The sequence below is a fragment of the Spiroplasma endosymbiont of Dromius quadrimaculatus genome, assembly GCF_964031155.1.
Classification (GTDB): Bacteria; Bacillota_I; Bacilli_A; order Mycoplasmatales; family Nriv7; genus Nriv7.
Map to the genome: position 1 here is coordinate 434,995 of NZ_OZ035010.1, position 18,457 is coordinate 453,451.

Annotated in this window: 25 protein-coding genes and 1 tRNA gene; 13 read left to right on the top strand and 13 right to left on the bottom strand. The window is 25.3% G+C overall.

Annotated features, from left to right (window positions below; all coding sequences use genetic code 4):
• Positions 1-36 precede the first annotated feature (36 nt).
• The 11 genes from AAHM88_RS02515 to AAHM88_RS02565 all read right to left on the bottom strand — a co-directional run bounded on the left by AAHM88_RS02515 (position 37) and on the right by AAHM88_RS02565 (position 6,469).
• Positions 37-462, bottom strand: a complete 426-nt coding sequence (locus tag AAHM88_RS02515) for a hypothetical protein (protein WP_342263152.1) — start codon at positions 460-462, stop codon at positions 37-39.
• Positions 463-518: 56 nt separating this feature from the next.
• A complete protein-coding gene (locus tag AAHM88_RS02520; protein WP_342263153.1) occupies positions 519-2,339 on the bottom strand; it encodes a hypothetical protein in 1,821 nt (606 codons plus the stop codon).
• Between the two features lie 36 nt (positions 2,340-2,375).
• Complete coding sequence (locus AAHM88_RS02525) at positions 2,376-2,621, bottom strand: hypothetical protein (RefSeq protein WP_342189582.1); 246 nt, start codon at positions 2,619-2,621, stop codon at positions 2,376-2,378.
• Positions 2,621-2,854: a hypothetical protein gene (locus AAHM88_RS02530; protein ID WP_338966805.1), complete on the bottom strand. Its 234-nt coding sequence runs from the start codon at positions 2,852-2,854 to the stop codon at positions 2,621-2,623. Before AAHM88_RS02530 ends, AAHM88_RS02525 begins: the two co-directional genes overlap by 1 nt.
• A 38-nt stretch (positions 2,855-2,892) precedes the next feature.
• Positions 2,893-3,888: a hypothetical protein gene (locus tag AAHM88_RS02535; protein ID WP_342262684.1), complete on the bottom strand. Its 996-nt coding sequence runs from the start codon at positions 3,886-3,888 to the stop codon at positions 2,893-2,895.
• A 30-nt stretch (positions 3,889-3,918) separates the two neighbouring features.
• Positions 3,919-4,158, bottom strand: a complete 240-nt coding sequence (locus AAHM88_RS02540; protein WP_338966925.1) for a hypothetical protein — start codon at positions 4,156-4,158, stop codon at positions 3,919-3,921.
• A 42-nt stretch (positions 4,159-4,200) separates the two neighbouring features.
• Positions 4,201-4,434 carry a hypothetical protein gene (locus tag AAHM88_RS02545; protein ID WP_338966808.1) on the bottom strand — a complete coding sequence of 78 codons (234 nt, stop codon included), beginning with the start codon at positions 4,432-4,434 and terminating at the stop codon, positions 4,201-4,203.
• A 160-nt stretch (positions 4,435-4,594) separates the two neighbouring features.
• Positions 4,595-4,819 (bottom strand): hypothetical protein, encoded by a 225-nt coding sequence (locus AAHM88_RS02550; RefSeq protein ID WP_338966809.1) that lies wholly within the window; start codon positions 4,817-4,819, stop codon positions 4,595-4,597.
• Positions 4,819-5,181, bottom strand: coding sequence for a hypothetical protein (locus AAHM88_RS02555; protein ID WP_342262683.1), 363 nt, complete (start codon positions 5,179-5,181; stop codon positions 4,819-4,821). Before AAHM88_RS02555 ends, AAHM88_RS02550 begins: the two co-directional genes overlap by 1 nt.
• 10 nt (positions 5,182-5,191) lie before the next feature.
• Positions 5,192-6,034 (bottom strand): rolling circle replication-associated protein, encoded by an 843-nt coding sequence (locus AAHM88_RS02560; protein WP_342263154.1) that lies wholly within the window; start codon positions 6,032-6,034, stop codon positions 5,192-5,194.
• 132 nt (positions 6,035-6,166) lie between these two features.
• Positions 6,167-6,469, bottom strand: a complete 303-nt coding sequence (locus AAHM88_RS02565; RefSeq protein WP_342262680.1) for a hypothetical protein — start codon at positions 6,467-6,469, stop codon at positions 6,167-6,169.
• Between the two features lie 366 nt (positions 6,470-6,835).
• Here AAHM88_RS02565 and AAHM88_RS02570 point away from each other — a divergent pair.
• Together AAHM88_RS02570 and AAHM88_RS02575 are read left to right on the top strand one after the other, a co-directional pair.
• Positions 6,836-6,909: transfer RNA gene (locus AAHM88_RS02570), tRNA-Gly, on the top strand.
• A gap of 69 nt (positions 6,910-6,978) precedes the next feature.
• Positions 6,979-7,398 (top strand): DxFTY motif-containing membrane protein, encoded by a 420-nt coding sequence (locus AAHM88_RS02575; RefSeq protein WP_342263155.1) that lies wholly within the window; start codon positions 6,979-6,981, stop codon positions 7,396-7,398.
• A 3-nt stretch (positions 7,399-7,401) separates the two neighbouring features.
• Here the strand turns inward: AAHM88_RS02575 and AAHM88_RS02580 are convergent, their stop codons facing one another.
• A complete protein-coding gene (locus AAHM88_RS02580; RefSeq protein WP_342263321.1) occupies positions 7,402-8,133 on the bottom strand; it encodes a phosphotransferase in 732 nt (243 codons plus the stop codon).
• A 113-nt stretch (positions 8,134-8,246) separates the two neighbouring features.
• On the opposite strand from AAHM88_RS02580, the gene AAHM88_RS02585 reads away from it, so the two are divergent.
• From AAHM88_RS02585 to AAHM88_RS02595, 3 genes are all read left to right on the top strand, one after another.
• Positions 8,247-8,783, top strand: coding sequence for a cob(I)yrinic acid a,c-diamide adenosyltransferase (locus tag AAHM88_RS02585; protein WP_342263156.1), 537 nt, complete (start codon positions 8,247-8,249; stop codon positions 8,781-8,783).
• Positions 8,784-8,954: 171 nt separating this feature from the next.
• Positions 8,955-9,401, top strand: a complete 447-nt coding sequence (locus AAHM88_RS02590; protein WP_342263322.1) for a non-canonical purine NTP pyrophosphatase — start codon at positions 8,955-8,957, stop codon at positions 9,399-9,401.
• Positions 9,391-9,909 carry a tRNA (cytidine(34)-2'-O)-methyltransferase gene (locus AAHM88_RS02595; protein WP_342263157.1) on the top strand — a complete coding sequence of 173 codons (519 nt, stop codon included), beginning with the start codon at positions 9,391-9,393 and terminating at the stop codon, positions 9,907-9,909. Before AAHM88_RS02590 ends, AAHM88_RS02595 begins: the two co-directional genes overlap by 11 nt.
• A 31-nt stretch (positions 9,910-9,940) precedes the next feature.
• Here AAHM88_RS02595 and AAHM88_RS02600 read toward each other — a convergent pair whose 3' ends face one another.
• Complete coding sequence (locus AAHM88_RS02600) at positions 9,941-10,585, bottom strand: hypothetical protein (RefSeq protein WP_342263158.1); 645 nt, start codon at positions 10,583-10,585, stop codon at positions 9,941-9,943.
• A gap of 200 nt (positions 10,586-10,785) precedes the next feature.
• On the opposite strand from AAHM88_RS02600, the gene AAHM88_RS02605 reads away from it, so the two are divergent.
• The 8 genes from AAHM88_RS02605 to AAHM88_RS02640 all read left to right on the top strand — a co-directional run bounded on the left by AAHM88_RS02605 (position 10,786) and on the right by AAHM88_RS02640 (position 18,451).
• Positions 10,786-11,244 (top strand): NfeD family protein, encoded by a 459-nt coding sequence (locus AAHM88_RS02605; protein WP_342263159.1) that lies wholly within the window; start codon positions 10,786-10,788, stop codon positions 11,242-11,244.
• Positions 11,245-12,135 carry an SPFH domain-containing protein gene (locus AAHM88_RS02610; protein ID WP_342263160.1) on the top strand — a complete coding sequence of 297 codons (891 nt, stop codon included), beginning with the start codon at positions 11,245-11,247 and terminating at the stop codon, positions 12,133-12,135.
• Between the two features lie 263 nt (positions 12,136-12,398).
• On the top strand, positions 12,399-13,928 hold the full coding sequence (locus AAHM88_RS02615) for a hypothetical protein (RefSeq protein WP_342263161.1): 1,530 nt from the start codon (positions 12,399-12,401) through the stop codon (positions 13,926-13,928).
• A 47-nt stretch (positions 13,929-13,975) separates the two neighbouring features.
• Positions 13,976-14,587 carry an LPXTG cell wall anchor domain-containing protein gene (locus AAHM88_RS02620; RefSeq protein ID WP_342263162.1) on the top strand — a complete coding sequence of 204 codons (612 nt, stop codon included), beginning with the start codon at positions 13,976-13,978 and terminating at the stop codon, positions 14,585-14,587.
• A gap of 60 nt (positions 14,588-14,647) precedes the next feature.
• Positions 14,648-15,181, top strand: a complete 534-nt coding sequence (locus tag AAHM88_RS02625; protein ID WP_342263163.1) for a hypothetical protein — start codon at positions 14,648-14,650, stop codon at positions 15,179-15,181.
• Positions 15,181-16,275 carry a hypothetical protein gene (locus tag AAHM88_RS02630; RefSeq protein WP_342263164.1) on the top strand — a complete coding sequence of 365 codons (1,095 nt, stop codon included), beginning with the start codon at positions 15,181-15,183 and terminating at the stop codon, positions 16,273-16,275. The genes AAHM88_RS02625 and AAHM88_RS02630 overlap by 1 nt, the downstream gene beginning before the upstream one ends.
• Positions 16,275-16,934: a hypothetical protein gene (locus tag AAHM88_RS02635; RefSeq protein ID WP_215826709.1), complete on the top strand. Its 660-nt coding sequence runs from the start codon at positions 16,275-16,277 to the stop codon at positions 16,932-16,934. Before AAHM88_RS02630 ends, AAHM88_RS02635 begins: the two co-directional genes overlap by 1 nt.
• A 17-nt stretch (positions 16,935-16,951) precedes the next feature.
• Complete coding sequence (locus AAHM88_RS02640) at positions 16,952-18,451, top strand: AAA family ATPase (RefSeq protein WP_342263165.1); 1,500 nt, start codon at positions 16,952-16,954, stop codon at positions 18,449-18,451.
• The last annotated feature ends 6 nt before the right edge of the window (positions 18,452-18,457 follow it).

Sequence of the window (18,457 nt, forward strand, 5' to 3'; positions counted from 1 at the left end):
ACAAAAATACGATTTTCAATAATATTTATTAAATTACTAATTTTTATTAGGTATTTCAGCAAAGAATGAAGTTATTAAATATTGACTAAAACCTAAATCTTTATTTTTAGAAAATGTAATTTTAACATTAACAATTTTATCAATAGTATATTTATTACTTTCACTTTTACCATTACGCTCATAAAAAATGCGAATGTCTTTAAAACCATCAATCGGTTTATAAGAAGTTAAAGGTTCCACAGAATTAGAAACATCAAAAGGTAATTCATTTTTAATAGAACTAATATTTAATCATCCGCCTCAATCATTGCTAGTAGAACTCGTAAAATTACTATTCAAAATTTCAATAAAGTTTAATTCATATTTTTTTGCATTATCAGTAATTAGAGTATTGTTACCTCTATTACACCCAGAAATAAACATTATACATACTAAATTTAAAGCTGATAAAAATTTTCGCATAAAGAAAAATCCTCCTTTCAAAGGAATTATATTTTATATAAAAATATTGGAAATATTTAAGAGAACTTTTTAATTATTATTAATAAAATTGCTAGGGGAATTAAAAATTCAAAAAGATATTTAAATGCCGGAACAACTTCAAACACCGGAAAGGCAGTTTTGGTAAAATTAATCGTTGTTTTAGCAATATCCGCAAGGGGGCGAATTAAAAGATTAATCCCTGAAAGACCAAGTAATCAGTTCAACATACTAACAGAAGCGTGCTGAATGCCACAAGATATGGCACTAAATAAACCTCAATAAGAACAGTTGGGCGTAGGAATTAAGTCATCCATATTACCACTTATTCCACCGCCAATAAAAGCTGTTGAATTCAAAATGTTAAAATCGTATAAAGAATAATGATATTCAGTACTTTCATTTTTCTTTTTATATAGTGGAAAAGTTAGCGTAAAAATATTAATTCCATACATCACATCAACTTTGGCATTGTAAAAATGTAGTTTATTACTAGTGGCATCTCATAATTGGTTATCATACGCTTTTAACACATTAAAATCTATTTGATAAGAATTTTTACCGGTGTTAAAACCATTGGCAATTTGTTTATCTTTAACAAAAAAATAGGAACGAAAAATCATATTCTTACTATTTTCTACTGTTGAACCAAAGTTAATTAAATATTGTTTAGGATAAAAAGTAATTAAGGAACGATAGAAAAAACCCATTTGTAAAACATTTTTAGGAATTTGTTGCATTCCTTTGTAATCTAATTCTACATAAGTAGAAGCATCCATATCAAAACTAGCATAAAAGAATTGTGTAAAAAAACCACCCAAAATTTTATAAATTTTATCAAATAAATTAAAATAATATTTACTTGTCAAATCTTTTAAATAAAAAAACATAAAATCTTTAAAATCAATCTTTGATTTATCATCATAGCGTAGAAAATGAAAAGTATTATCATAATAACTAATTTGTCCAAAAAAAACATTAATAAAATCTTCAGTTCAACCTTTCTTTCAAATAAATTTAATTAATTGTTTATCATTTAAATAAAAAGTAACCATTCCTAAAGAAATCTCAATTCTAAAAACATCACTAAAACTAGAAAATTCTAAGCTATCAAAAAAATATAACGAGTTTTCAGGTTCAAAACTGCGAATTAAAGTAAATTTACTATTTTGTTTAAAACCATTTAATTTAATTGACATTTCACTCATGTATTTAAAATTATCATCAAAGAAATTAAAAATTGGGACTCAATAAAGATAAGAGTAATTAAATTTATCAAAATCTCGTCGTTGTACCATTAAATAATCTAATTTATCTTGAAACTGATTATACTGATATTCACCATCCTTTTTGGTTATTTCTGAGGGTAACGGTTGCTCTTTATCTTTCTCAGGTAGAGACGGCATTTCAGCAAAGAATGAAGTTATTAAATATTGACTAAAACCTAAATCTTTATTTTTAGAAAATGTAATTTTAACATTAACAATTTTATCAATAGTATATTTATTACTTTCACTTTTACCATTACGCTCATAAAAAATGCGAATTTCTTTAAAACCATCAATCGGTTTATAAGAAGTTAAAGGTTCCGCAGAATTAGAAACATCAAAAGGTAATTCATTTTTAATAGAACTAATATTTAATCATCCGCCTCAATCATTGCTAGTAGAACTCGTAAAATTACTATTCAAAATTTTACCAAATTCCAAATCACAACTATCTCCACATTGAGCAGGATTGGTGGCTCGTTTTTCTCGTTTCATAAAGGATTGTTCCATAATAGGATTTGGTGATTGTTTTGTATCAAAGAAAGCACCTAGAGGGACTAAACCAATAAAAGCGATAACCAACCACGACATAAATTTATACATATCTATTTGTCCTTTCTTTTGCGTTTAACTTCTTAAAATAAAGTATATTGTTGATAAAATGCCAATTGTTCCAATGATAATAAAAATTGGGTGTTGCGAAAATAATCTAATCATTGGTTTAAATAATTGTAGAAATTCACTGTTAGCCACAATAACTTTATTAAAATATTCCAACCCTTCATTTACAAAACGCCATAAACCAAGAAATTCATCAAAAGCAAAAATAGAAAAAACGGTAATTAAAAGAAAAATTATAACTAGTTTAAACATTATTTTTTACCTCACTCTTTAACAGATTTGTTAGCTCTTGTCTTTTTATAACTTTCTTTGGCTTGCATTCCAATACCTAAAATAGCAACAAAGACAAAGTTAACAATTAAAGAGATTAAAGGAATAATGATAATCCGAATTCCGGTGCCGGGAATAGTCATACTTCAAATTAAATCAAAAACTTTATAAATAATATCTGCAAAAAATGATGCCATTTTTTCTAGATTTGCCATAATTAAGTATCCTTTCTTAGATTAAAATAATATGATAGTTAATTCCTATCTTTCAAATTACTTTTTAGTAATTCCATAATACGACTAAATTTTTCCATTTTAAGGTATTTTAATATTTCTAAATCAACTTCAGTAGTTTCATAAAACTTATCTTCATAAGTGTCAACAACAATGCGATTAGCAACGGGGCGTAAAAAAGATAAATACTTATTGTCGTAACACTCTAAAACGGACATTGGAATTTTTAATTTAAAAAAGTAGATATCTAATTCCGGAATATTACGATATTTAGTTTTACGACCTTTTTTATTATTTTTAGCATCAATTAAACTCGTGCGTCAGCGTTCGTATTCTTCTACAGATTTAAAAGTGCCATAGACAACCTTTAGGTAGGGGCGAAAAAAATTAACTGATTTCTTAGTAATACCAACAATAACTGAATTAGCAATATCTCTAACTTTAACCCAAATATGTTCAGGGCGTTGGCCACTGGCTAGAACAATATGACCAAAATGTCTAACAAGAGCAAAATATTCTTGTAAACCTTGGGTTGATTTATCATTTTCTTTATAATCGGTTCCTTCTAAAAATAAATTGGTTTCGTCTCATAACAATAAATGTTTTTCTTCTAATATTGGATATTCATTATCCAATAACGACATATGCCCCAAAGATAACATTTGTTGGTCTAAAATTGGAAATGTTGAAGCCGTCTTTCATTTTTTCTTACATAAAAGTTTTGAAGCAAAAACTAATAAAGCAGTTTTTCCAGTTCCCAATGAACCAATCACAATATTTAATGGTGATTTGAATAAAAAATTAATAAAAGATTTACGATTAACTCATTGCATAAATTTAGTAATTAAAATTAAACAATTTAAGATAATACCGATGATATGAAAAAATGAAACTCAATATTGTGGATTAATAACAACAAGAAAAGCATAATAATATCAAGAAATAATAAAGAAAGTGCGATTTAAGCTAACAAAGTCATTGATTTTTTCACAGATATTTTTTAGAAATTTAAGCATTATCGCACTCCTTTATTTTTTTAATTACTATTAACGAACTCTTAATAGTAGTTTTTCAAACATTCCAAAAGCAAATAAGAATAATCCAACAATTGCCGGAAATAAAAAAATTCAATAAGTAGCAAAGAAATCTACTACTAATGGCATTTGCCCACTGATAATGTCGCTTCAGATTTTTCCAAAAAGTCCTACCATACTATCTCACAAATTACTAATGGCTTGTTTTCCGGTAATTGCTACTGGTGCATCAGCTAAGAAAGTTGTAAACATATAATCACCCCCTTTCTTTTCAAAATATTTATCCTATATTTATTAACAAAAATAAGATTTAACTTTATAAAATAAAATCAACATAAATAAGATAATAACTGTTGTTAGTAATCAAAAAGCGATGTTGGTTGTTAAAAGTCAAAGTGGTTCTTCAGTTAAATTAATTTCTTTACCACCAGTAATATGAGCTGGAATAGTTGTAATTTGGATAAACAAATCTCAGAAAGTTTGTTTAATTTGTTCTCAATTTAAATCTTTTCAAACAACTAGAAACATTGAAATAAACACTTAATCGGAAGAAAGAGAATACCAATGAAACTGGCAAATAACACAATGATTACAAGAATTGAGAACAAAAATACTACTTGGGGCGGTAAATCGGCAGTTGGATAAAGTAAATCAATTAACTTAATAATTAAATCTTTTAACATTTATTTTATCCTTTCGTTTGAGTTTCTTGATTTTGTTTGTCATTTTTTTCAGTTAAATAAGATAATTTAACAATGAAGCGTTTTTCTTTTTTACTAAAATCCCCTTTAATTTCTTTTGCTTGTTTACCATACTTTTTAACATCGTTCATTCAACGCCACAAACCCCAAGCAACAGCAAAAGCGAGTAATAAGGTTAATAAGATAAAACATATTAGACTAAATATTGCCATTATTTTTCAATTTCCTTTCTATTTAAAGTTTTATTTTTCAAAGCTCTTTTTTCCTTAATCTTCTTAACAATAAGTCAAACTAATTTTTCAACTTGAAAAGCAATAAATATCGCACTACCAAATCAATAAACAAATAATCCAAGCAACATAATTGCGGTATTTAAACCAAAAAACTTATACATATCTTTTTCAATAAAATCAATAAATTCACCATTTGTTCCCATCACTCACTTAGTATCCAATAAAGTTAAAGCTCAAAGTATTAAGTTTATAAAGATAAAAACAATGCTAAGCAATATTTTTAACCAATGATTTTTAAATCAATTTTTAATTCTTATTTTTAATTGCATTTTTTCTTTCATTTTTTAACTCCTAATGTTTCGTTTTTCTTAGTTGATTTCTAAATCTTAAACTTTCTAACGAAGTATAATTTTCACTTTCAAAGCCCACATAATTAATATTTTTAAATTCATAGATTGCTCCGCACATTTTAGTTTTAAATTTATTAACTTTTGATTTTAAGTACTTTACAAATTCAGAATTTACGGTTCTATTAACAATATTATTCAAAGTATCGGTAAATATTTGTTTTCTAGTAATGGGGTTTTGACAGTTATAAGAGAATTGATAAGCCTTGATATTTAAATCATACTGATTTAATGATTTTTCATTCAGGACATTTTTAGTTATATATTTGGAGCAATATTTTACAACCATTTCATTAGTGTTTTCACGAACTCTAATATTTTTATTAATTCCGTAAGGTCAAAATTGTAAAATAATTTTATGGGGTATTTTTTCGGTGATTAAAATATGAAAATGAATAACGCCTCTTTTCTGATATTCATATGTATACAAATACTTAATATTTTTATTTTTAACTTTAAATCAATATTTTAATTTTTTAAAAAATTTATTTAAATCACGCTTACATTTTCTAATGTCAAATTCATTAACATCAGCATAAGTAAGAGTTAAGAATGTAAGTTTTTTACAGTCTCAAAAATTATGATATGCCTTCCGAATAACATTAGATTTTGCACGAATATTACTATTAAGCAGTTTTGTATCACAATTACCTTTATTTTTTAAACCGCTAACATTGCGGTTATTTGCTTTGATGCGTTCTAAAGGCATAACAATATTACGAATATATTGACCGTAATAAATGGTTTTCATATAAAAATCAGTCGGATTTTGAGGTTGTAAATTCATATTTTATGCTCCCGTTTTAGATTTTCGCCAGTTGTGTTATTTAATCAAGTAATAGTCGGCTTCGCCGACTAACCCGCTAGCGGGCGGGGCATACGCTTTCCGCACCGCTTCGCAGACCGAAGTGATTATCAATTAACTGGACAAGTTTTTTTGATTTTTTGATAATTCAATTTTTTGCAAGTTAACTATTTTGGGGTTTTTTTCAAAAGTTAATTCGCAACTAAAAAATGATTTAACATTTTCTTTTAACAGTTTATAAATTTCTTGTTGTTCTAAATTGTTATCATCAATTCATAAGGCTTTTTGTTCGCCAGTAGGCTCAAATAAGTCATTTTCATAACGCAAAAATTCGGCAGAATAACCTGACATCGTAGAACCATCTTTATTTTTAAATATTTTTCTTTTTATACTAACTAACTTAACATTATATTTCATTTTTCTTTTTCCCTTTCGGATTTAAAATTTTTTTAATATGATTAGTAAATTTTTGGTCGCAAACATCTTGATTCCCTAAGTTTCTAATATGCAAACACCAGCGACATATTTTATAATTTATCGTTTCTTTCAAAATTAAAAACCGTTTTCATCACAAGAATTACAGATTCCAACTGTATTTTTATTACCAACGATATAGCTTTCGTTGTCGCATTCAATACAAAATATTACTGCCAAAAAAATATACCCCCAAATAATTTATAAAAACCAAATGTGCAAAACATCTGTGGTTTCTACAGATTTTTTAGTAAAACTTATTGCTTCTTATTTTTAAATGTGATATATTTTGTAATGAACTTACATTATGCGAGTGTAGTTTAATGGTAGAACTTCAGCCTTCCAAGCTGATTGTGTGGGTTCGATTCCCATCACTCGCTCCATTAGATAAATAAAACTAGACTTTTAGAAGTCTAGTTTTTTGTTGTATAATTTATAAGAGTGAGGGAATAGTGATGTTAAGTAATGAAAAGATGCGAAGTGATAATAAGTTAAGAAGTATTTTTTTTGTTTTGTGGCAAGCACTAATCCCGGGGTTGATGATTTGATTACTTTTAGATCCGCAATTAAATTTATTAAAATTGAATTTTAAAGATAGTATTGCTTTTGGATATATGTTTTTAATTGGAATGGGAATGCTACTATATGCTTTTATTACAACATTAGTTTGTTTTTTATGTGGTTATCATCAACAAGAACAGTTTATTTATAGTATTATTGTGATGTTAGAATTTGTTGTGTTATATTTAACTAGTTTATGATTATTATCAGTTTTTTGACGCTTTATTATTGCAATCTCATTAGCTATTTTAGGAACTTTAGTGATGACAATTATTGTGATGACAATTACAAATTATTTTTATAAAGAATAATAACTAAATAAATAATAAGTCATTTGTTCAACCTTTTTGTAACTCTTCGTATTTATCATTTAATATTTCTTGATAGATTAATGATGAAGTTTGTTCTCATAGGTAATTGGCTCAATAGCATCAAATTAGGTTTTGATATTGAATTCATCATCAAATCGTTTTAACATCAGTTATTGTTAAACTAAATTCGTGTAAAAAATGATTAATTAAATTGTTATTACGATAAATAGTTTCGCTAATAAAAGAAGCAATATCAAATAAGGGGTCGTTTTTCATTGCATATTCATAGTCAATAATATAAATTTGTTGCTTAGTAATTAAAATATTGCCAGGAACTAAGTCATTATGGCAAAGTTTTAATTCTTGGGGTTCATAGTTAGTAAAAAAATTAATAATTTTTTGTTCATCACTAGTTAAATTTTTTTGGGAAGTATTTACAAGTCCTTTAAATAGTTCTAATTGTGATTTTCAGTTTCAAGTTTTAATAGTTGTAGGAATTTCTATTTGATGTAAATCTTTAATAAGATGAGCAATTTTCTTAACTAATGAAGGAGTTATTTTAATTTGCGTTAAATTTAAAGCATCTTTAATATGTTTAGTAATATAAAAGAAATATTTATTATTTTGAAAATAATCAATAACCGGAACATTAATATTTTTAACTAATGGTAAAACTAGTTGTTCAGTTTTACGGTCTAAGAAAATATCACAAAATGGTTGTGATTTACGAATAATATAATCTTAATTTTGCTTTAGTTCAATTTATTTTCATATCATACCTCCCAAGTAATTAATTTTATTATATAATGACAATCAATAAATATATTATATTATCTGGAGGTTAAGTAATGAATCAAGAACAAGGATATCTTCATATTTACTGTGGTGAAGGTAAAGGTAAAACTAGTATTTTAAATGGAATGACAATTAGAGCATTAGGAAATGATTGAAATGTAGTATATTTTCGTTTTTTAAAAAATCGTCCCACAGGTGAATTAATATTTTTTGAAAAGCATACTAATTTAACAATTCTTGATTTTTATCATTCATCAAAAAAATTTTTTTGAGAAATGAATGATGAAGAAAAACAAGAATTAAAAGTTGAAACGAGAAAAGGTCTTGAAGTTTTAGTAGCAACTTTAAAAAATTCTAATATTGATTTAATTATCGTTGATGAGATTTTAGGCTGTTTACAAAATCAATTAATTTATGAAGATGAATTAGTGTTAGCATTAGAAAATAAAGCTAAGAATATTGAAGTTGCCCTTTCAGGAAGATATTGTCCAGAAAAATTACAATCAATTGCTGATTTAATTAGTGAGGTAACACCAACAAGACATTATTCAGAAAAGAGTATTTGGGCTCGGAAGGGTATTGAGTATTAATGATAAAACAATTATTTTTAGCAACTACTAATGCTAATAAGTTAGAAGAATTTCAAAACATATTAGGGCAAAAATACGATGTAAAGACACTTTTAGACATTAAGCAGTTTCTGGGTACTGAAAATTGAAGACATTGAAGAAACAGGAGCGACATTTATTGAAAATGCTTTAATTAAGGCAAGAACTTTAAGCAAATTATTACAAAAACCAGTCTTAGGTGATGATTCTGGATTAGAAATATTAGCATTAGATAATTTCCCGGGAATTTATTCGGCGCGTTGGTTGGATACTACTGATGGTTTTATGCAAGCGTCTAATGTTATTTTAGAAAAGATGATGAATATTAAATTCCGAGATTGTCGCTATGTTTGTGCTCTTGCTTTTGTTGATGTTACTAAAAATATTGAAAAAGTGTTTGTCGGTTCGTTAAATGGTTTAATTCATAGTGAACGCCAAGGTAATTATGGTTTTGGTTATGATGCCATATTTTATTTACCAGAATATAAAAAAACGCTAGGTGAAATAACAGCACAAGAAAAAAATCAAATATCACATCGTGCCATAGCAATCCAAAAGATGCTTAATTGAATAAATAAGGAAGATAATAATGAATACTAAAATTAACATTGTTTTATATGAACCAGAAATTGCTGGTAATGTCGGTTCGATTATGCGAACTTGTGTTGCTATTAATGCTAAACTGCATTTAATTGAACCATTAGGGTTCTTTTTAGATGATCGTTTTATTATTCGGTCATCTGCTAACTATTTTGAATTTTTACAATATGAAAGTTATGCAGATTGAAATAGTTTTCTTAGTAAAAATCCTCATGCTAACTTATTTTTTTCCACAAGATATGGTCAAAAACCACCTAGTGCCATTGATTTTACAAAAAGTGAAACACCAATATATTTAGTATTTGGTAAAGAATCGTCGGGTATTCCAAAAACGATATTACAAGAGCATTTGAATCAATGTTTTCGTTTACCAATGAGTATTAATACTCGCAGTCTTAATGTTGCTAATGTTGTTTGTACTGTAAGTTATGAGGTTTTACGGCAATTAGATTATTTAGATTTATCTTTAAATGAAATTCAGAAAGGTAAAGATTATTTACAAAATTAAAAAGCTGGTAATTGAATTACCAGCTTTTTGTTTAATTTAATGTATAAAAATCTTTAAAATCATTAATTATAAAGTCACGAACTAGTCGTGTTAAAGTACTACGATTATATGCTGGTTTTTGCTTAAAGTCGCTGTTGCTAGTTAACATATCATCAATACCATCAACAGCGTCACCTCATTTATTAATAAATCAGCGATATTCACCATTTTTAACAAAAAATATTGTGGGAATACCATTTCCAGGGAGATAATCTGGTTCAAAGCCGTTCTTAATGTTTTCGTTGGTTGCTCATAAGTTTTTTTGTGATTTTTTTAATCATTCAAAAGTATTCTTAACTCACTTAGTTTCAAAAAAAGTTTTATTTCAAGTATTATCATTAGCACCTTTAAAGTCATAATCACTAACAAAAGCATAGCGATTAATTTTTAAATTTTCATCTTTTAAATCCAAAATATCTTTGTCTCAATCTTTTTCTTGCATTCAAAGATCTCATTGTTTTGATAATGTTTGACATCCTGGACAATTTTCTGATCCAATATAACCAATAAATGTTTCTTTATTTTTAATTTTTAATATTATTTCATCATAATTGCTATTACACGCAGTAACAGATATTATAGGTAATATTGTTAAAATAAAACTGCTTTTAATACTCAATATTTTTTTAAATTGCATTTAATTCACCTCTATAAAAATAAAATCAAAACCATTATAACATAAAGTTATTATTTTCTTGTTATATATATGATAACTAAAATACCGGTATTTAATAGTTAGAATATTTATTAATAATAATTAGGTACCTTATATAATTATAGATTTTTAAAAATAATGATATAATTCAAATTATAGAAAAGCAAATGGAGGAAACTAATATGGAAATTATAAATATTATCTTTATGGTGGGATGATTAATAATTGCAATTTCATTTTTGGTTTTTGAACTAGTATCATTAGACTTAACATCAATTTGATTTTCTATTGGTGCGATGGCAAGTTTATTTAGTGCTGCCTTTCAAATTCCATTTTATTGACAAATTTTTGTTTTTGCTGTTATTAGTGTTATTTGTTTGCTTAGTTTAAAACCATTAATTAGTAAAACAATGAAAAAAATTCAAATAACAAAAACTAATGTTGATTTATTAATTGGTCAAACGATAAAGGTTATTAAAACATTTGATGAGGAAGGCCTTAATGGTGAAGCAAAAGCAGAAGGTAAATTATGAACAATAACTTCTAATGATAATGAACCTTTAAAAGTAGAACAATATGTTAAAGTTATTGCTATTAAAGGTGTTAAATTATTAGTTACAAATGAAACGGAGAAAAAATAAATGAATATCATTGGTATTGCAGTAATAATTGTTTTAGCATTAATAATGATTATTACCTTAGTTACATTAGGACTTTCAATTCGCATTGTTCCGCAATCCCATCAATATGTTATTGAAAGATTAGGAAAATATTTTAAAACATGAACATCTGGTTTACATTTTAAAATTCCTTTTATTGATCGTGTTGTTCGCGATGTTAATTTAAAAGAACAAGTTATGGATTTTCCACCACAAGATTCTATTACTAAGGATAATGTAATTATGAAAATTGATACGGTAATTTTCTTTCAAGTAACTGATGCTAAATTATTTGCTTATGGGGCTGAAGACCCTTATCGTGCGATTGAAAATTTATCGGCAACGACTTTAAGAAATGTTATTGGTGAATTAGAGTTAGATGAAACTTTAACATCGCGAGAAAAAATTAATAATAAATTAAGAATTATTTTAGATGAGGCTAGTGATGCATGGGGCGTTAAAGTTATTCGTGTTGAAGTTAAAAATATTATTCCGCCACATAGTATTATTGAAGCAATGGAAAAGCAAATGCGAGCTGAACGAGAAAAACGCGAATCAATTTTAAAAGCAGAAGGTTTTCGGCAATCAAAAATTTTAGAAGCTGAAGGAATTAAACAATCAGAAATTATGAAAGCAGAAGGTAAAGCAAGAGCTGTAGAATTAGATGCTAATGCTAAAGCAGAAGCGATTAAGTTAATTAATGATGCTCAGCCAGCAAAGGAATATATTGCTTTGGAAGCTTTTAAATCATTTGAAAAAGTTGCTGATGGCAATGCTGTTAAAATTGTTGTGCCATCAGAATTAGCAACTATTGCTTCAACAGCAACTATTTTAAAGGAAATTTTTCAACATAATAATAAAAATGAAAAATAATATTTTTAAAAAATATTATTTTTTTATGTCATAATAAAATTAAGGGCATATTTTAAATAATTAAATAGATTATTTAGTAATTTTAAATAATTAAAATTATTTAAAATGTTTTTACTTTCCAATTTCTTATTTATTAAATAAATAAAAATGGATAATTTTATTTTGTTATTATTTGCATTAAATTGATAAAAAATATAAAATTAAAAAGTAGATGTTGAATAAAATTAAAAACTATTAATAATTTTTGAAAGGAGAAAATGATATTGATTAAAAAAAATTCTAACCATTGAAAAAATATTAATAAAATTACTAAAAAAGTAACTATTGCTAGTAAAAATAAATTGTGATTAGGATTAATTTTAACTTTTACAGTTATTGCGATAATTATTCCTGGTGTATATTTATTAACATTAGATATGGTTAGTGTTTTTACCAATGCCATTAATTTAGAAGATAGTGAAAGTAAAAAGATTCCGGATATTAGCCCTAAAATCCTTAATCCTGATGATGGTGAAGGGTTAACTGTTAAACCAATTCCTGATGATGATTCAGCACCGGGGATTGTTAATGATAGGTTACTTTTAGATGGTGCTAAAATTAATGTTAAAAACTATGATAAGTTTAAAAGTTTACGGCTTATTGAATTAGAGAATTTAGTATTAAAATATTTTAAAAATTATGTTCAAAATAATAAATTTTTACAGACAAATAATAAAACTTATAAAAAATTTGATTATCGTTATAAATATCTTACTGCTGAAAATGGTAAAAAAATTGATAATAGTTTTATTCAAGATGATGTGAAAGTAAAAAAAGTGTTAGTTAAAGATATTGAAAGATATGAGATTAATCGCCCTGATATTTATGAAGTTGTTAATGCTAATATTTTTTCACTATCCTTTAATTTAAAAATTATTAATACAAATGTGTTTTATAAAAATTATTTTGACTTTTATTCATTTCAAGGGTCTAGAGAGCAAATTTCTCAAAATAATATAACTAATGCTACTACTGGTTATTTAACTAGTGAACGGGTATTGTTTACTGATAAAGTATTAGGAAAAGAAATTTATCGCGAAGTAAATGATTCGTTAAGAGATTTTATTTTTGCAAATCCAATTGAGTTTGATAATGATATTAAGATTAAACCAATAATTACTACACAATGTCTTAATGAGTGTGCTAGTATTAATGATTGAGATACTTTTAGAGAAAAGTTATATGATGCATCGCAAGTTCTTATTGAAGAAAATAAAATTTATCATTCTGATTTAGTAATTTATATTTATTTTATTAGTACTAATATTAAAGTTGATAAGTTATATGAATCCTATGAGCAATTGCCAATTCAGCCTTTTATTGTAACTAATCATTATACTAATAAAGTTGCTAGTCAGAAATTATTAATTAGTTCCACGAATCGATTGAAACAGAAGCGCAATAAAACTATTGCTGAATATATTGCTTTTGCTATTTCATTTCCAAAACTTGTTTTAGAGAAAATTCAAGATTGAGAATTTTTAAATGATAATTGAAAAGATAGGGTAAAAAAAGGAATTTATAATTATCTTTATAATTATCTTGTAACTAATAAAAAATTTAATATTATTATTGATGATGTTAGTTTACCAATATTATCGAAAAATCAATATCCTAATTTATTAAATTTAAAAAGGAAGTTAAACATTATTGAAATTAAGCAGATTAATTTTAATGCCTACAAATATACTATGAATATTATTGGGTTTAATGATGAAGAAATTATTTTAACGGGAATTAGTTTTTTTGCTTAGAGAAATTATTGTTAGTATTGTTGCTAAAAATATTGTGTTATTAAATAATGAAAGAATGGTTAAAAATGTTAAATAGAAATGATTTAAATGAAAGTAATGATATTTATGAATTAGGTAAAAAACGATTAGATCAAAGTAATAATCGCATTATTACTTTAAAGCAAGATATTAATTCCACAAGAATTTACTATGGTTCATTTTTAGAAATAATGGCACGATTAATATTAATTTTAAGTCAGGTTTTATTTATTGTTACTATTTTTTTGAATGCTATTAATTATGCGAAATGATTTTTAGATTTTAATAGTGAAGTCACAACAACCATTAGAATGATTATTATTTCCATAATATTTATTTTTTCAACGATTATGGCATTGTTGTCATCATTATTTTTTATTATTCCATTATTAGTGTGTAAAACTATTGCTAGTATTAAAAGTTGGTCAATTGTGTTTATTTTAACTGGTAGTATTATTTTTTCTCTTATTTTTGCATTTAGTATTTATTTGAGAAATTATAGTATTGGAACAAATAATAGTATTATTTTAAGTATTGTGGGATTTATTTTATTAATAAGTGGGGCGATATTGTTATTAAGGAAAGTGAAAAATATGTCGCGTGGTTTAGAAAAAGCAATTATTGAAAGTTATTTTCTTTAAATATTATTTTGAACATTAAATTTAAAATGTTATAAAAGATGATGAAAAGTGGTGATATAAGTGAGTTTTAAATTAATAAAAAAACCAACATTAAAAGTTTGATGAAATACTAAACGAGAAATAACATTGCGGTTATTAATAATTATTAATGTTGTTTTATTTTTATGCTTAAGTTATTTCATTGGTTTTGGTTGAGGACAAAATTTGCAAATTGATAAATTTATTATTGGTTTAATAGCGGATAGAAAATTTTTTAAAAATTCATATTATTTAGGACTAAGTAGTTGTGGTTTGACAGCAGTTTTAACATTAATTACGCTTATTGTAATGTTAAAAGTTAAAGAAGAAAATTTTTTGAAAATATGAGTCATCATAATTGCTGTTTTATGAATAATTTATTTTTTAATAGTTTTTACTATTAGTTTATTAAATAACTGTTGACCACAATGATTATTAACTAGTTTTATTATTTTTAATTTAAATTTTCTTATTTTAGAAGTTAGTACCATTTGTTTATTTAAGGAAATAAAATATCAAAAAATTTTAAAGTTATCTTTTGAATATAAAAATGATAATAAAATTGGAGTAAAATAATGACAAAAAAAGCTAAAAAATCACAAAAGAAAAAAATAACGATTAGTAATAATCTTTATTTAAAATTATCAGTTTCTTTTTCAATTTTAATTATTATTAGTAGTATTGGTTTTACTATTTTTAAATCTTATGATTGGTCATTTGAATATAATCCTTATAATAAAGATTGGATTAATTTTTCAAAAGATATTGATAATATTTTTTTATCTGGCAAAGAACATAAATTTTTTGTTGCTGAAAAATCTAACGAACAAAATTTCTTAACAAAAGATTTAGCAAATTCAATTGTTAAAGAATTTAATGAACGTTCACTAGTTAATAGTTTATCTTTATTTAATTATAGTTTACGAAAGGAATTCTTAGATAAATTAAATATTAAAAAAGATGGTTTAAAGTTTTTTTATGAAGCAAAGGAAATTAAGTATCTGAAACTTTTGCCAGTTAGACATAATATGAATAGTTATGGTGTTGTTAATCTTAGTCATAATAACTATTGGTATAATTTAAAAATTAATTATTTATATCAAATAGTTATATATACTGATGAACATCCGAAACCAATAATTTTAAATAAAAGATCTTTATTTACTTATGAGATAAATAATATTGATATAAAAACATTAATCCAAAAATATGTTAAAAATTTCCCTAGTTTTTTTGATTTAAATAATTTTATAAATAATCATTTTCTTGAAATTTGTAATTATGATATTAATGATATTCATCAAGATTTTCAAAATCAACTTGAATTTAAGGTATACTATAATACGCAATATATTAATAGTTTAAAGCAGTTAGATAGTTTTAGCTTTAATAAACAAAATTTATTGTATATTAAACTAAGAAACTTACAAGTTAATTTATCAAAAACAAATATTAATTTTAATATTAAGGAATTACCTAAATATGAAGGAAGAAAACAAATTGATAATAACCCTAGTTTACCACCAACTTTTTTAGGAACAATCCTATTAACTGTTAATGATCAGCAATTAGAAGTAAAATTGAAGTTTCAACCACAAGAAATTATTATTTTTGAATCTGAGGCTGACAATGTTGCGAATTTAAAAATGAATACAGGAGAAGTTAAATAATGGTGTCAAAAGAAAAAAAATTATTTAGTTTTAGTGAACAATTCCCAGAATTTGATAAACTAGAACAAGAATATAATGCTTCACCGCCAACTGAGAAATTAAATGAATTAGATGAACAACGATTTCAATATGTTAATCCGCTTCAAAATAGTTTGTCGCAACGAAAAATGTATTGAGATTCGAAATCAGAAAGAGGTGCTCGGATTTTAATTATTTTCGCACAAATTTGTTTAGTAGTTATTTCGTATTTTTTTGGTCGCGATATTCTTGGGCAATCAATTTTATTATTAGCTGATCAATTAGATTTTCAATTTATTACAGATTTAGAAGTATCATTTGATAAAATAATTGGAATAATTTTTTTAACTTTATCGACATTATATTCATTATTATATTTTATTCCTATGGCCGTTTGTCGGCGTGCGGGCACTATTTTTGGTTGAGCGATAGCATATATTATTTTTGCTGTTTTTTATTTTTTAATAATGATGGTTTTTATTGTGATGGCTTTAGTAGTTTTTTCTAGTTTTAAATTAGTCGCGACTAATTTAGCAATTTATTTAACAATGATTTTTATTTTAGTAGTAATATGAATTGTTGGTGCTGCGGTGTTAATTGTCAAAGCTGATGATATTAAACAACAAATAAGTGTTGAATAAAAAGGAGAATGAAAATAATGGCAAATACAGAACTTAGGCAACGAATTTTAAAGTTAATGCAACAAGCATCAGTTGGTATTTTTGAGAAAGAAAATGTTTTTAAATTGGCAACATTGGCAATGTTAACTGGTGAATCAATTTTTCTTTTGGGAAAACCAGGCGTAGCTAAGTCGTTAGTTTCGCGGCGAATGAAATATTTATTTTGTCAAGCCAATGTTTTTGAAAATTTAATGAATCGTTTTTCAACGCCAGAAGAAATTTTTGGACCAATTTCAATAACTGATTTACAAAATGGTATTTATCGGCGGTTAACAACAAATTATTTGCCAAGTGCGGATATTGTATTTTTGGATGAAATTTGAAAAGCTGGACCTTCAATTCAAAATACATTGTTAACGATTATTAATGAAAAAATATTTCGTAATGCGGGGAAGGATTATAAGGTACCATTAAAATTATTAATATCAGCATCAAATGAATTGCCAGAAGTTAATCAAGGATTAGAAGCATTATTTGATCGCTTTATTATTCGTTATGTGGTTCACGGTATTGCTAATGAAGAAAATTTTAATGCTATGATTGAATCAGCAACTAAATTAGATGTTATTGTTGATGAACAATTACAAATTACTAATAGTGAGTATCATACTTGGTTACAAGAAATTGCTAAAGTAAAATTATCAGATTTATCATTAAAGTTTATTTCTCGGTTCCGGAAAAAATTATATTTAGTAACTGCAGGTAAAGCATATATTTCTGATCGTCGTTGAAATAAGATTGCTTTTTTGATGAAAGCATCAGCTTTTTTTAATGCTCGTCTTGAAACTGATAAACCAGATTGAATTATTATTGTTCATTGTATTTGAGATACAGTAGAACAACAAAAAGAATATGCTAGTTTATTTTATGAAGTTTATACTAATGCATTAACATATGAGTTAAAAGAAAAACAAGAGCAACTAGAAAATCGATTAGATAAATTAAATGAACAATTAAATAAAGTTCAATTAGAAAATATTAGGTTTTCAGTATATACTAATCCTTTTAAAGGCCAATTAGTTGGTAATTATCATCGCTTATTAGTAACAAATAAAGATTTGCCGATTTGTTTTCTTTCATTAGCTGATTATCAAAAAATTAGAAAAAATTTTGATAATTTTGAAATTATTAAATTATCTTTTGGGAAAACCTTAAATCAATTAAATCGTCATATTAAAGTCAATTTATCTTATCATACCGATAATAAGTTAATTGATAGCAAAAAAAATATTTATCCGATTGAAATTGAAGATTTAGAATCAACTTTAAATCAAGTTACAAAAATAACAAAAGAGGTTGATAAAACGGAAAAAGAAATTAAAAATTTAACAAAAGATTTTAAAAATGAAAAAGACCGTTTATATTCTTTATCAGCAATATTTTTTGATGAACAGTATAAAATGATTTTAGATGTTGCTTTTAATGATTTAGAAACTGTTGATGAAGAAAAATTTGATATTTTACAAATTGATTCATAAGAAAAA